Annotated in this window: 13 protein-coding genes; 10 read left to right on the forward strand and 3 right to left on the reverse strand. The window is 59.5% G+C overall.

Going from position 1 to position 12,997, the window contains the following annotated elements; all coding sequences use genetic code 11:
• The first annotated feature begins 119 nt into the window (after positions 1 to 119).
• From N7U68_RS17385 to N7U68_RS17395, 3 genes are all read left to right on the forward strand, one after another.
• Entirely contained in the window at positions 120 to 1,424 is a 1,305-nt protein-coding gene (locus N7U68_RS17385; protein WP_263047633.1) for a UDP-glucose dehydrogenase family protein, read from the forward strand.
• A gap of 305 nt (positions 1,425 to 1,729) precedes the next feature.
• Entirely contained in the window at positions 1,730 to 3,601 is a 1,872-nt protein-coding gene (locus N7U68_RS17390) for a polysaccharide biosynthesis protein (RefSeq protein WP_263047634.1), read from the forward strand.
• A 217-nt stretch (positions 3,602 to 3,818) separates the two neighbouring features.
• Entirely contained in the window at positions 3,819 to 4,610 is a 792-nt protein-coding gene (locus N7U68_RS17395) for a metallophosphoesterase family protein (protein WP_263047635.1), read from the forward strand.
• A gap of 100 nt (positions 4,611 to 4,710) precedes the next feature.
• On the opposite strand, the gene N7U68_RS17400 is transcribed toward N7U68_RS17395, so the two are convergent.
• The gene (locus tag N7U68_RS17400) at positions 4,711 to 5,724 is read right to left on the reverse strand and encodes an NAD-dependent epimerase/dehydratase family protein (RefSeq protein ID WP_263047636.1); all 1,014 of its coding nucleotides are present in this window, start codon (positions 5,722 to 5,724) and stop codon (positions 4,711 to 4,713) included.
• A 335-nt stretch (positions 5,725 to 6,059) separates the two neighbouring features.
• Here N7U68_RS17400 and N7U68_RS17405 point away from each other — a divergent pair, with 335 nt between their 5' ends.
• Together N7U68_RS17405 and N7U68_RS17410 are read left to right on the forward strand one after the other, a co-directional pair.
• Positions 6,060 to 6,275 (forward strand): hypothetical protein, encoded by a 216-nt coding sequence (locus tag N7U68_RS17405; RefSeq protein WP_263047637.1) that lies wholly within the window; start codon positions 6,060 to 6,062, stop codon positions 6,273 to 6,275.
• Between the two features lie 5 nt (positions 6,276 to 6,280).
• Complete coding sequence (locus tag N7U68_RS17410; protein WP_263047638.1) at positions 6,281 to 7,036, forward strand: SDR family NAD(P)-dependent oxidoreductase; 756 nt, start codon at positions 6,281 to 6,283, stop codon at positions 7,034 to 7,036.
• A gap of 242 nt (positions 7,037 to 7,278) precedes the next feature.
• Here the strand turns inward: N7U68_RS17410 and N7U68_RS17415 are convergent, their stop codons facing one another.
• Positions 7,279 to 7,959 (reverse strand): GntR family transcriptional regulator, encoded by a 681-nt coding sequence (locus tag N7U68_RS17415; RefSeq protein WP_263047639.1) that lies wholly within the window; start codon positions 7,957 to 7,959, stop codon positions 7,279 to 7,281.
• 106 nt (positions 7,960 to 8,065) lie between these two features.
• On the opposite strand from N7U68_RS17415, the gene N7U68_RS17420 reads away from it, so the two are divergent.
• A complete protein-coding gene (locus N7U68_RS17420; RefSeq protein ID WP_263047640.1) occupies positions 8,066 to 8,905 on the forward strand; it encodes a phytanoyl-CoA dioxygenase family protein in 840 nt (279 codons plus the stop codon).
• Positions 8,906 to 8,921: 16 nt separating this feature from the next.
• Here N7U68_RS17420 and N7U68_RS17425 read toward each other — a convergent pair whose 3' ends face one another.
• A complete protein-coding gene (locus N7U68_RS17425; RefSeq protein WP_263047641.1) occupies positions 8,922 to 9,674 on the reverse strand; it encodes a pyrroline-5-carboxylate reductase family protein in 753 nt (250 codons plus the stop codon).
• Between the two features lie 92 nt (positions 9,675 to 9,766).
• Between N7U68_RS17425 and N7U68_RS17430 the strand changes: the two genes are divergently transcribed.
• From N7U68_RS17430 to N7U68_RS17445, 4 genes are all read left to right on the forward strand, one after another.
• Positions 9,767 to 11,533 carry a cobalamin-dependent protein gene (locus N7U68_RS17430; protein WP_263047642.1) on the forward strand — a complete coding sequence of 589 codons (1,767 nt, stop codon included), beginning with the start codon at positions 9,767 to 9,769 and terminating at the stop codon, positions 11,531 to 11,533.
• Between the two features lie 68 nt (positions 11,534 to 11,601).
• Positions 11,602 to 12,279 (forward strand): Crp/Fnr family transcriptional regulator, encoded by a 678-nt coding sequence (locus tag N7U68_RS17435; RefSeq protein WP_263047643.1) that lies wholly within the window; start codon positions 11,602 to 11,604, stop codon positions 12,277 to 12,279.
• 72 nt (positions 12,280 to 12,351) lie between these two features.
• Positions 12,352 to 12,558: a YgaP family membrane protein gene (locus N7U68_RS17440; RefSeq protein WP_165193479.1), complete on the forward strand. Its 207-nt coding sequence runs from the start codon at positions 12,352 to 12,354 to the stop codon at positions 12,556 to 12,558.
• A gap of 5 nt (positions 12,559 to 12,563) precedes the next feature.
• The gene (locus tag N7U68_RS17445; RefSeq protein WP_165193477.1) at positions 12,564 to 12,995 is read left to right on the forward strand and encodes a YeeE/YedE family protein; all 432 of its coding nucleotides are present in this window, start codon (positions 12,564 to 12,566) and stop codon (positions 12,993 to 12,995) included.
• Positions 12,996 to 12,997: the final 2 nt, after the last annotated feature.

The raw sequence follows: 12,997 nt of genomic DNA on the forward strand, positions 1-12,997 counted from the left end.
CACACTTGGCCACAGAATGACCCGCGTATACAGAATTTACCAAACCCCAAGTGCAATTTGCACCATAAGTTCAGCTAGAAATATAAAAACGAGCAAAAATACAGGAACAGGAGATACTCATGCGCATTGCGATGATCGGCACCGGCTATGTTGGCCTTGTGTCGGGCGTATGTTTTTCCGATTTTGGCCATGACGTGGTTTGCGTCGATCGTGACCCCGCCAAGATCGAGATGCTGGAGGCCGGGCATGTCCCGATCTATGAGCCGGGGCTGGAAGATTTGATGGTCCGCAACGTAGAGGCCGGGCGGCTGTCATTCACCGGCGATCTGAAAGCGGCAGTTGCAGGGGCGGATGCGGTGTTCATCGCCGTGGGCACGCCGACGCGGCGTGGTGACGGGCATGCAGATCTGACCTATGTCTATGCGGCGGCTGAAGAGATTGCCGCCGCGCTGACTGGCTACGCGGTCATCGTTACCAAATCCACGGTGCCGGTGGGCACCAACCGGGCGGTGCATGATATTATCGCGCGGGTGAAGGGGGCGGATGAATTCGGCGTGGCGTCGAACCCGGAATTCCTGCGGGAAGGGGCTGCGATCGACGATTTTATGCGTCCTGACCGGATCGTGGTCGGAGTAGAGAGTGACCGCGCGGCAGCGGTGATGGAAGCGGTGTACCGTCCGCTCTATCTACGTGATTTTCCCATCGTGCGGACCGATCTGGAAAGCGCGGAGATGATCAAATATGCGGCCAATGCGTTTCTGGCGACCAAGATCACCTTTATCAACGAGATTGCGGCGTTGTGCGAACGGGTCGGTGCGGATGTAAAATCTGTGTCCAAGGGCATGGGCATGGACAAGCGCATCGGGGACAAGTTCCTGCACGCAGGACCCGGCTATGGCGGGTCGTGTTTTCCTAAAGATACCAAAGCATTGGCCCGGATCGGGCAGGAACACGCTTCGCCACAGAGCATCGTTGAAACGGTGATCGCGGTGAATGACGGGGTGAAGCGGCGGATGCTGGACAAGGTGCTGGACCTGTGCGGTGACAGTTTCAATGGCAAGACCGTGGCGGTTCTGGGGGTCACGTTCAAACCCAATACCGACGACATGCGCGATGCACCCAGCCTGACGATCGTCCCGTCGATGGTCGGGGGGGGCGCGAAGGTGCGCGTGGTTGACCCACAGGGCCGTAAAGAGGGAGAGGCATTGTTGCCGGGGGTGGAATGGTGCGACGACGCCTATTGTGCTGCCAAAGATGCCGATGCGGTGGTGATCCTGACCGAATGGAACGAGTTTCGGGCGCTGGACCTGAGCCGTCTGGCCAAGGGGATGCGTACCCCTTGCATGGCCGATCTGCGCAACATCTATCACCGTCGAGACGTCGAGGCTGCCGGTTTTAAACGCTATGAGGCCGTCGGACGCTAGCAAGGCAGATTGCGCGCGAACGGGATCCCCATGCGGCGTTTTTCATATGCGCGGCATGGGCCAGCGTTGCTGCCGAAACAACTGTGTCGATTTCTCAGAATACGGGCATTCTGCTCAGGCCACAGGAGAATTGGACCAAGGGCCGCATATCGGTTCGATGGATTGGATGGCATTCTTGGACGACAAGTGTCGGCGAGAATCAACCTATGTTGGTAGAGTGTCTTCGTTCTGACGCGAAATGAGGCTATAAGCGGCGCGCGTAGACAAATACTGAGTCTTCAATTATCAAAAAAGAGCTTTTTGCCATGAAACTCAGCGATTGCAAAGCTTTGCCACGATCCGTGAAGCGGGCCATCTTCTTCGTGACCGATACGGCGCTCGTTCCGATCGGCCTGTATGCGGCATTTGGCCTTCGGTATGGCACCCTTGCGCCACTGGATCGAGTACATGACGCGTTCGTGCTCTTTGTGTTGATGACGATGCTGGGAGCATTGGTCATCTGGAAGTGCCGTCTGCCGCAGATCAAGCTGAATGCCTTTGAGATGCGTGCCGCGACCAAGATCGGCGTGGTGGCTGCGGCGTTGGCAGTGTTGGCCATCAGCCTCAGCTACATTCTAAAGCTTTCGGGGCCGCGATCTGTTCCGCTGATTTTTGGGACGCTTTTCTTTCTGTCCTCTGTCGGGGTGCGCATTGCCGGGCAGACCCTGCTGACGTGGTTGGAGGATCGCGAGGGGACGCGTCAGCGCGTGGCGATCTATGGGGCCGGGGCAGGCGGCATCCAGATGGCGGCGGCCTTGCGTCAGTCATCCGAGGCGCGGCCGGTACTGTTTGTGGACGATAATCCCAACCTGCACGGGCTGATGGCGGCAGGGCTGCCGGTCTATGCGCCCGGCAAGCTGGAACAACTTGTAAGACGGCACCGCATTGAGCGCGTTTTGCTGGCAATGCCTTCGATTTCTGAAGAACGCCGCCGTAACCTGATCGACGATCTATCAGGCCTTGGTGTCGAGATGCAGATTTTGCCCTCTTACATCGACATGATGAGTGGCAAGCAGCCGGATCATCAGATGCAGCCGGTCAGCCCGGATGCGTTACTGGGCCGCGACAAGGTTGATCTGGATACGCCCGAGATTGCCAAAGCCTATGCCGGGCGTGTGGTTATGGTTACTGGCGCGGGAGGGTCAATCGGATCGGAGTTGTGCCGTCAGTTGATCAACCGCAACCCGGCGCGCATCGTTCTGTTCGAACAAAGCGAATATGCGCTCTATGCGATTGATCGGGACATCCGCGCGCGCGCGGATGCGGCAGGTATCCCGATCGTGGCGCGGCTGGGGTCGGTCGCTGATAAATCGCGCGTCACCAGTGTTATGGAGCAGGAAGGCGTGGAAATCGTACTGCACGCTGCCGCCTATAAGCACGTCCCTTTGGTCGAAGAAAACGAGCTGGAAGGGGCGCGCAACAATGTATTGGGCACACGTATCGTCGCCGAAGCGGCCGCAGCGGCAGGGGTTGAGCGGTTCATTCTGGTCTCTACCGATAAGGCCGTGCGCCCGACCAATATCATGGGGGCCACCAAACGCATGGCCGAACTCGTGGTTCAGGATCTTCAGACCCGCAACCTGCGGACGCGTCTGGCCATGGTGCGGTTCGGCAATGTCCTGGGTTCGTCAGGATCGGTTCTGCCGTTGTTTGAAAAGCAGATAGAGCAGGGCGGTCCCGTGACTGTCACGCACAAAGACGTTACGCGCTTTTTTATGACAATCCCAGAAGCCGCCCGGCTGGTGCTGCTGGCGGGAGCCTATGCCGAGGGCGGCGATGTGTTCGTTCTCGATATGGGAGAACCGCAAAAAATCATCGATATTGCCCGCCGCATGATCGAGCTGTCGGGCCGTACAGTGAAAAACCCCAAGACAGGTCAAGGCGATGTCGCCATCAAGATTACCGGCCTCCGCCCCGGCGAGAAACTCTATGAAGAGTTGTTGATTGACGATGCGAGCCTGCGTCGGACACCCCACGCGAAAATTCTGCGCGCCCAAGAGAGCATGTTCAGTCAGATCGAGGTCGCTGCGATGCTACGCGAGTTGGAGATGGCTTTGGCAGAGGCAGACAGCGACAGGTTGCGTGGGTTGATCGCCCGCAAGGTGGAAGGATACCACATTCAGGAAGCGGTTGGCTGAGATTGCATGCGCGCGCCGCTGATGAGCGGGGGTGCCCAAATCGGGTGGTATCCTCTTCAGGGGGGCCGAAATGCCGCAGCGTTCTGATGGGGTACTATCAACCGCCCGCTTGTGAGTTTGACGTGTAGCGCATATCTTTGCTCGGATTGCCCGAGCCTGATCTATGTCTCTAAGAATGGGAGGCGGCTCTTCTGACAAAAAGGTTTCGTCTTACTCCGTGCGAAAATTTCTAAATCAGTTCCTTCCGTCCCGTTCTGCGCCGAATGTGGTGCCCCAGTCCGACATGCCGGCGTTCGCGCCTGACAGGCCGCTTTACGTTATCGGCGATGTGCATGGTCGTGCCGACCTTATCGAGCCATTGCTGCAAAGCATTGATGCGGATGTAAGCGCGCATGGCCACACCGCACCGTTGTTGGTTTTCCTCGGGGACTACGTAGACCGTGGCGAGCACTCGGACGAGGTGCTGGTGCATTTGCAGGAACTGTCCACAGCCATGCCGGATGAAGTGGTTTGTCTGATGGGCAACCATGAGCAGATGATGCTGGACTTTCTCGACGACCCTGCGGGGCGTGGTGCCCGCTGGCTGGTCAATGGTGGTCTACAGACGCTGGCAAGCTTCCGTATCGGCGGGCTGGGGCTGAACTCTCCGGTCGAGGATATGGCGGATGCAGGCGATGCACTGCTGGCCGCGATGCCTGCGGGCATGCTGGACTGGCTGCGCGCCCTGCCGAGGTGGCGTCAGAGCGGCAATGTGGTTTGCGTTCATGCGGCCATGAACCCCGCGCGCGCGCCGATTGATCAGGATGAGCGCGCGATGCTGTGGGGGCATCGGGATTTCACCACAACCCGGCGCGAAGATGGTCTGTGGGTTGTTCACGGTCACACGATCGTCAAGGAACCGGAAATGCACAACGGTCGTATCGCTATCGACACCGGTGCCTATCATTCGAACCGGCTGACCGCGGCGGCGATCACGTCCGAGGGCTGTTCGTTCCTGCAAACGTCGTAAGACGCGGGTCGCTATTGGGTCTAGGGCCGCTGTTCAGATAGTTGCGGCCTCTGGGCTTGTCGACCGCTTGCAGTCATGGCCTCAGAGAACGAGCAGATCATCATATCTGGTAGTGGCTGCGATACCAGTCGACGGTCTGACGCACGCCCTCTTGGAAATCGGTCTGTGGACGATAGCCCGTCAGGCGATGCAGCAAATCCGCATTGGCCCATGTGGCGGGCACGTCACCGGGCTGCATCGGCATATAGTTGCGGATTGCCTTGCGACCGGTGGCATTTTCCAGAGCTTCGATGAAATCCAGCAGGCGGACCTTGTCCGAATTTCCGATGTTGACGATCCTGTGGGGCGCGACTGGCGACAGGCTGTCGCCCGGATCAATCGCCTCGGGGGTCGCCGGGCGACGGGGAGGCGTGTCGATCAACAGGCTGATGCCGCGCACCAGATCGCCCACATAGGTGAAATCGCGCCACATTTCGCCATTGTTGTAGATATCGATTGTGGTGCCTTCCAGTATCCGCTTGGTGAATTTGAACGGTGCCATGTCGGGACGTCCCCAAGGACCGTAGACGGTAAAGAAGCGAAACATCGTGGTCGGCAGGTCCCAGAGGTGGGCATAGGAATGGCCCATCGCTTCGTTCGCTTTCTTGGTCGCGGCATAGATGGTGAGCGGCAGATCGGCCTTGTGTGTTTCGGCATAGGGCATGACGGTGTTGGCACCATAGACCGAAGAGGTCGAGGCCATCAGCAGATGCTGCACCTTGTGACGGCGGGCCAGTTCCATCACGTTGAAAGTGCCGACAACGTTGCTCTCGATATAGGCGCGGGGGTTCTCTAGGGAATAGCGCACTCCGGCCTGTGCGGCCAGATGTACAATCACCTGAGGCGAGAAGGCGTCACCGGCGGCGTCTAGTGTCGCGCACTCTTCGAGCATGGCAATGGTGTCTGAATAGGTCTCGTATTTCAGCAGGATGTCGCGGCGGGCCTGTTTGAGGGTTACATCGTAGTAGTCGGTCATGGCGTCGTAACCGTGTACTTCGTGCCCTTGCTCCAGCAACAGTCGCGCCAGATGGAAGCCGATGAAACCAGCTGTGCCTGTAATGAAGATGCGCGCCATATGTGTCCTCTGGCTGTGGTGATCGCGTGCCAAGCGAAAGACCGGGGTAAGCCTGACAACACTGGTATCGGTTGTCTGATCCGTGGGCAAGCCGGGCAAAGCGAGCACAAGATCGTGGGGTTGGCAGGCTGGAGGGCCGAAATCATGCCTACAGATTGCGTCGCTGAAGGAGCAAGGAAGAGTGGTGGCAGGAAATGCCGGATTGTAGATATAGGTTCGAGTGGCCAGAACAGATGGTTGGAGGCATATGGCGATAGAATATCTGTCGCATATCCGCGCCAATGTTCCTAAGGTTGAAAATTGACCGGACGACGTCACCTGAATTGGAGAACCATATGAAACGTCTCATCAATTCTGATTTGTGTTTCGCGACGCGTGCGCCGGTGGCCGTTCTGGATGGTGCGCAGAGTGATTTCACCCGCAATCGGGTGAGCGCACTCACCGACGTAAGGCGGGAGGTGCACCTGATGCGATGGAGTGCCGCCATGTTGATGAAATCACTCGGATCGGCTAGCGCCATTGAGCCATTTGGCGCGGGGGCGGCTGGATGAGAGCCATGGATTTGACGGGTAAGGTCGCGGTCGTTACCGGGGCGTCTTCTGGGCTGGGGGCGCATTTTGCGCGGGTTCTGGGTGAGGCGGGTGCCCAAGTGTGCCTGATCGCGCGCAGCGAAGATAAGCTGGCAAAGGTTTCGCAGAAATTGTTGGGGGATGGGATCAAGGTCGACAGCCATCCCGCAGACGTCGTCGACCGTGAAGGGCTGGAGCGCGCCTTTGCTGCTTTTGCCGAGCGGCACGGTAGCGTTGATATCTTGATCAACAACGCGGGGATCGCGCGGACTGCGCCGTTTCTGGAGATGCAAGAGGCAGACTGGGCCGCAGTGACCGAGACCGATCTGGGAGGTGTGTGGCGCGCGGCACAGATCGCAGCGCGGATCATGGTGGAAGGTGGCAACGGCGGCTCGATCATCAACATCTCGTCCATTCTGGGCCAAGTGGTACAGCCGACACAGACGAACTATGCCGCGGCCAAGGCAGGCGTCCTGCACCTGACGCGGGCGATGGCACGCGAATTGGGGCGGTATGGCGTTCGGGTGAATGCCATACCGCCCGGTTACTTTGCCACGGACATCAACGCCGATTTTTTCGATAGCGATGCCGGGAAAAAGATGATTGCCAAACTATTCCCGCGCCGTCTTGGGCGTATGTCGGAATTGGATGGTCCGCTGCTCTTGCTCGCCTCAGACGCGGGCAGCTTTATGACGGGTACCACGCTGACCGTTGACGGAGGTGCCACACTTTCAGCGGTCTGACGTCAGGGGGTTGTCAGGATCGACTGCCGGGCCGATCGCGTCGTCGCAACGGTCAGTGGCGGCAACGGGATTGGTGTCTGGAGTGACTTTTGCGCGTCTGCCCCGAATGGTCTTGGGGGGTGACTACCGCGATTTCCGACTGCTGGACGATGCCAAGTCAGGGACACCCATGGCGACAGTTGAACCTGTTTCTGTTTGATCCCACCCAGAGCGACACCAGATCGGGGTGATGAGGGGCGCATTCAGGCGACATCATCTGCGTAAATCCGGTTCAATGCATCCTGCACCTGTAGGCGGACCTCATCAGCCGACCGTTGCAGGTGATGTCGCAGCAGCCCGATGGCGTTGTCGATATCGCGTCGACGGATCGCATCGATCAGGTCGGAATGTTCTTCTATCCCACCCACACGCCTTGGCCCTGTATCAAGGTTGATCCGGCGGACAAAGCGAATCCGGTAATTGATGTTTTCGAGATATTTGAGGCGTGCGGTGTTCTGCGCAAGGCTGGACATCTCCAGATGAAACGCCTCGTCGAGAGAAACCAATTCGTCCAGCGTAAAGGTGTCCGCATCTGCATGTTTCTGCTGCCACGTTGTGGCAAACCTGTCGAGCGCAGCGTCGTCTGCTGCTGCAAGGGCGGCGTTGAGAGCGCCGGATTCCAGATCAAAGCGCAATTCATAGAGTTCGTTGACTTCGCTGACACTGAGCCGTCGGCAGAAAAACCCGCGTCCCGGTTCAAAGCTGACCAGCCCATCTGCAATCAAGCGGCTCAAGGCTTCGCGAACAGGGGCGCGACTCATCGACAGTTCGATTGCGATTTCGGATTCGTTCAGACGGCTGCCGGGTTTGAATCCGAACGTCACCAGCCGATCTCGTAGCTGCTCATATGCGGTGTCGACAGTTGCTTTGGAGCTGCGAGTCATGGGGTCTCCTACCGATCAATGTCGCGAGCTTGACATATCAAGGCGGGCGCGTCAATTTTGTCGGCAGGATTGTCGACAGATACGTAGACAGAGAGGACGCCAAAAAATGAATATGCAGACCGACGTGCCCGAGGCCCGTTTGAGTGACGCCGAACTCGCACAATACAACGCGAAGGGCTGGATCGTTCCGAAGTGGGAGATTCCGCAAGATATCATCGCCGACATGCGCGAGGAGTATGAACGTCTGTTGGCGGCGAACCCTGATCTGGGTTCTGACCTGATCATGGCACCGCATCAGGAAAACGGCGGGTCGATGAATATAAAAGGCGGCTCGCGCAAATGGCTAGATTTCGCCACCCAGCCCGCATTGATGGAAATCGCCCGGCAGTTGATGGGGGATGACATTATTTTGTGGGGCACGACGCTGTTCGGCAAACCGCCACATAATGGCAAGGAGACGCCGTGGCATCAGGATGGCGACTATTATCCGATCCGCCCGCTGGAAACGCTGACGATGTGGATTCCGTTGGATGACGTGACACCCGAAAACGGACCCATGTCCTTTATTCCCGGCTCTCACAAGCCGCATAAGCTGTTCAAGCATTCCTGGCAGGATAACCCGGAAGCGACGATCAACTTGGTGACGGATCAGGAGTATTTCGACGAGGCGGATGCCGTGCCACTGGTGATCCGCGCCGGGCAGGTATCGTTCCACGACATTTACATGATCCATGGATCATCGGCGAACCGGACAGACAAGCGGCGCGCTGCTTTCATCGTGCGGTTGATGCCCGCATCGTCCTTTTACGATCACGCGCTGGGGGCCGAGACTGGCAAGAAACACCCCGCACAGGGCTATGGTGTGCGGCCGCTCTATCTGGTCAGTGGTCAGGACCGGGCCGGGAACAACTTTCAGATCGGGCACGAGACGTCAGAACCGGCCTGACGGGGCAGGGTCGATGTCATTTGCCGCGCAGCCTGCCAAGCACGAGGTCGCAGGCACTGCGCCATGCCTCCGGCACGGTATTGCTCTCAAGGTGGTCCAGTCCTGCGGCAGTGATGCCGCCGGGGGTGCAAAGGCTGGCGAGGATATCGTGCATCGGCGCGTCCTGTTCGGCCTGCATCCGGCCTGCCGCGACAAAGGTACGCGCGGCCAGTTCGCGCGCAGTCTGCGGATTCAACCCCTGAGCCGCACTCCAATCAGCGCCCGCGATAATAAGCTGTTGGGCCCATCCATAGATCGCGGCACTCACGGTGGCGGCCTCAAACTGATCCTCGCTGTCCAGTTCGATGGCAGAGCCGAGCGCATCGAGAAACGGCAGCGCGGCCTCGGTCCGGGGATAGACAAGTGTCGGGCTGGCCCCGAGTTCGGAGGCGGTGATCGGCATGATGCGGACAATATGCGCAGGGGCGGCGGCCCCGATCGCGGCGCGCGATACGCCGGCGCAGGCGTTCATCAGGACCTGACCCTCGCGCCAGCCCAGCCCGTCGACCGTCGTCGCGGCATCCGCAGGACGTACGGCCAGCAGTACCAGATCGCAGCGCCGGACGAGGTCAGCATTATCCTTGGCCAGCGCATACCCATCCCTGCGGGCAAGGTCCGGCCCGTGCCCGCGTGGCGACAGGCAGATGTCGGCAGGGTTCCACCCCGATCGCGCCAACCCTTTCAGGATCGATGTCGCCAGATGCCCCACGCCGATGATACCCAGTTTCATACTACACTCCTCATTTTATACGCCCAACCTGACGACCATTGCCAAAAGCGCAAGGGCTGATACCCATGATGGAGCACCTCGGAGAGCGAACCATGAGCATGACGATTTCGTTGACCGCCCCGGATATGCGGCCCGGCCGCGCCCTGTTGGACGATGGGGCGGCGATGGCGGGCGATTGGCAGCTGGGAAGCAACGCGTTCCTTCAGGGCGAGGGTGTCGTGTCGGAGGCCGCTTACAAACGCCGCGAGGCCGCGAACGGGCGGATCATGCAGCACGCGCATATCGGGTTTCGCAGTATCGACCGGACGGTTGGGGCGATGGCGGAGTTGCACGCCGCCGCCGACGGACAGGGAGTGCGGATTGACCGGTTTGGCATCACGCTGGACTGGACGATGGGCTACCCGCCGGAACGGCGACAGGGGGCCATGCGCGGGACTGGGATCGTTCTGACCGGGCCAGAGGATTTCATCCGCATCACCAATGCTTGCCCGGCGGCGGCGCATTTCGGTGATTTCATGCTGGGCTTGCCCGGAGCATTGCACAACACGCAGGCCGCCATCGCCGCCGGGGCCACGGCGATTGGCAATCTGGGTCAGTATTTTACCTTTCGGTTGCCCTATTGGGACGATGACGTAGCCACCACGGAGGCCACGGTCACGGCGCTGGGTCTGATTGCCGCGCAGGAGGCTGATATCCTTGTGCATTCCAATCTCGACGACGGTTTTGCCGGGCTGTTTCTGGATATGGCTTCGGCGCTGGGCATGGTGGTAATCGAAAAGCACATCATTGAGGATTTGATCGGGGCGCAGGCGTCGTTTTGTTTCGGACATCACTTCTCGGACCCGCTGAGCCGGGCCGCATTCCACGCGGCATTGGCGCAGGTGACGACCACGCCGGGCACTATGTTGTTTGGCAATACGGTTGCCTATCGCGGGGCACCTGCGGCCAATTATGCCAGTCTGGCCAGTTACCTGCTGGCTGATATCGCGGCGCTGGGGCGCAGGCACACGGGACATGCGATCAATCCCGTGCCGGTGACGGAAAACCAACGTATCCCCGACACTGATGAAATTCTTGATGCGCAACTCTTTGCCGCGCGGCTGACAGAACATGCGCCGGCGCATGGCGCGCTGATGGATCACGCGATGATCGACGCACTGGCATCAAAGCTGTTGGACGGCGGGCGGGACTTTGCCATCAGAGCATTGGACGGGCTCGCCGAAAGAGGCGTGGACGTGTCGGACCCCGCGGCGTTGATGCTGGCGATCCGACGATTGGGCGCGCAGCGAATGGAGCGGCTGTTTTCTGCAACACTCAAAGGCGATCGCCCAGTGCCCTTGGTGCCTGCCGATTGGGCGCAGGAACTGGATGATATGGCCAGCACATGGGTCGCCGCGCAGCAGGAAATCCCTGCCGGGCTATCCTGTCTGAGGGTCATTCTGGGCACGACGGATGTGCACGAGCATGGTGCCTATCTGGTCCGTGCAGCCCTAGAAGGGCTGGGGCCGAAGGTCGTGGATGCGGGGACGGCGGTCGATGCCGAGGTTCTGGTGGAGATGGCGGTAAGCGAAGGTGCGGATGTAATCGCGGTCAGCACCTATAACGGCATGGGATTGAGCTATACCCGCGCAGTGATCGCGGCGCTGGAGGAGAAAGGCGTGGTTTTGCCAGTGCTGGTGGGCGGCAAGTTGAATGAGGTGCCCGCAGACTCGAATTCCAGCCTGCCTGTCGATGTCTCTGACGAGATCCGCAGCAGCGGTGCGCATCCCTGCGCGGGGTTGGATGATATGCTGGAGACTCTGTTGGACAGTGTGGCACAGAGGACTGGTAGAGCCGAACGTGACGCACCCGCGACATAACGCGCGCAGGTGAAGGCGCCTTTGGATGCTATGCGGTCTCGGTCTGTTCAACATACGGGGCGAAGGCGATGAAAACACAAGACGGGCAATGGATCGATCAGTTTGAGGGGTTGAAGCGTCTGCCAAATGACCTGCGCGCGGCTCTGACAACCGGTAGTCAACTGGTGGACGTGCCTGAAGGCACCGCCGTTTTCGAGCCGGGTCAATCGGCTGACAACCTGCTGTTGCTGCTGGATGGCACGGTCCGGGTTCAACAGAAATCCGATACTGGACGCGAGGTGTTTCTTTACCGGGTCCATGCCGGGGAAAGTTGTGTGCTGACCACCGCCTGCATGCTGGCATTCGAGCATTACGCTGCCGATGGGGTGGCAGAGACAGATGTGCGCGCCGTCGCCATCCCTCGCGCCACCTTTGACGATCTGGCTGGCCGGTCGCCGGTGTTCCGGGAATTCATTTTCAAGGCTTATTCGCGACGCATTACCGATCTCTTTACCCTGATCGACGACATCGTTTTTCGCCGTATGGATGTGCGGCTGGCAGCGCGGCTTCTGGAACTGGCTGACGGGGATGTGGTTTACGCGACCCATCAGGTGTTAGGGACCGAATTGGGCACGGCGCGCGAGGTGATTTCACGCACCTTGTCGGAATTTCAACGCCGTGGCTGGATCGAGCAGCGCCGGGGTGAGGTCAGGCTGACAGGGCGTGCTGCACTGGATCGTCTGGCACGCTCGGCCGGAGAACGGTGACGAAGTCACCGAGAGATCCCGCATCCACATGTCAAAGTGTCGTGGGGACTGATTCCTGAAAGGCGAATGGCTATGACAAAGAATATGGGGCGTATTGATCGCGGGTTTCGGATGGTCACGGGGATTGCGTTGCTGATCGCGGCCTTTGCGACGAATCTGGGCGCAGGTGGGTGGCTACACTGGGCGATGATCGTGGTTGGCGCCACTTTTGCAGTGACGGCGGCAATCGGTAGTTGCCCGCTCTACGCGATCTTTGGTATCTGCGCCGGCCAGAGGTGAATGCAATGGAAACCGTTTTTACGCCTTGGCAGTCCTTGGCTGGAGGGAGCCTGATCGGGCTTGCCGCAACCCTGCTGATGCTCAGTCTAGGGCGGATATTTGGCGCGACGGGCATCCTGAGCGGGCTGATCGCGTTCGTGCCTTCTGAGGATCGGGCGTGGCGGGTGGCGTTGCTGCTGGGAATGGTCAGCGGTCCGCTGGTGGTGATGTTGCTCAGCGGGCAGATGCCAGTCGTGCAGGTCCCGACGTCAGCCCCGATGCTAGTGATCGGGGGACTGGCGGTGGGCGTCGGCGTTACCTTTGGATCGGGTTGCACGTCCGGTCATGGGGTTTGCGGGATGGCGCGGCTGTCGCGGCGATCATTCGCTGCGGTTCTGACCTTTATGATCACCACAGCCATCACCGTGTATATCCTGCGCCACGGCATCGGAGTGTAACC

The sequence above is a fragment of the Roseovarius pelagicus genome (assembly GCF_025639885.1).
GTDB classification, from domain to species: domain Bacteria; phylum Pseudomonadota; class Alphaproteobacteria; order Rhodobacterales; family Rhodobacteraceae; genus Roseovarius; species Roseovarius pelagicus.

Excerpts from the sequence above, each read along its gene's own strand:
- N7U68_RS17405 (WP_263047637.1), top strand. The coding sequence starts at position 6,060 with ATGAAACGTCTCATCAATTCTGATTTGTGTTTCGCGACGCGTGCGCCG.
- N7U68_RS17430 (WP_263047642.1), top strand. The coding sequence starts at position 9,767 with ATGAGCATGACGATTTCGTTGACCGCCCCGGATATGCGGCCCGGCCGC.
- N7U68_RS17400 (WP_263047636.1), bottom strand. The coding sequence starts at position 5,724 with ATGGCGCGCATCTTCATTACAGGCACAGCTGGTTTCATCGGCTTCCAT.
- N7U68_RS17415 (WP_263047639.1), bottom strand. The coding sequence starts at position 7,959 with ATGACTCGCAGCTCCAAAGCAACTGTCGACACCGCATATGAGCAGCTA.
- N7U68_RS17420 (WP_263047640.1), top strand. The coding sequence starts at position 8,066 with ATGAATATGCAGACCGACGTGCCCGAGGCCCGTTTGAGTGACGCCGAA.
- N7U68_RS17410 (WP_263047638.1), top strand. The coding sequence starts at position 6,281 with ATGGATTTGACGGGTAAGGTCGCGGTCGTTACCGGGGCGTCTTCTGGG.
- N7U68_RS17425 (WP_263047641.1), bottom strand. The coding sequence starts at position 9,674 with ATGAAACTGGGTATCATCGGCGTGGGGCATCTGGCGACATCGATCCTG.
- N7U68_RS17435 (WP_263047643.1), top strand. The coding sequence starts at position 11,602 with ATGAAAACACAAGACGGGCAATGGATCGATCAGTTTGAGGGGTTGAAG.
- N7U68_RS17390 (WP_263047634.1), top strand. The coding sequence starts at position 1,730 with ATGAAACTCAGCGATTGCAAAGCTTTGCCACGATCCGTGAAGCGGGCC.
- N7U68_RS17445 (WP_165193477.1), top strand. The coding sequence starts at position 12,564 with ATGGAAACCGTTTTTACGCCTTGGCAGTCCTTGGCTGGAGGGAGCCTG.
- N7U68_RS17385 (WP_263047633.1), top strand. The coding sequence starts at position 120 with ATGCGCATTGCGATGATCGGCACCGGCTATGTTGGCCTTGTGTCGGGC.
- N7U68_RS17440 (WP_165193479.1), top strand. The coding sequence starts at position 12,352 with ATGACAAAGAATATGGGGCGTATTGATCGCGGGTTTCGGATGGTCACG.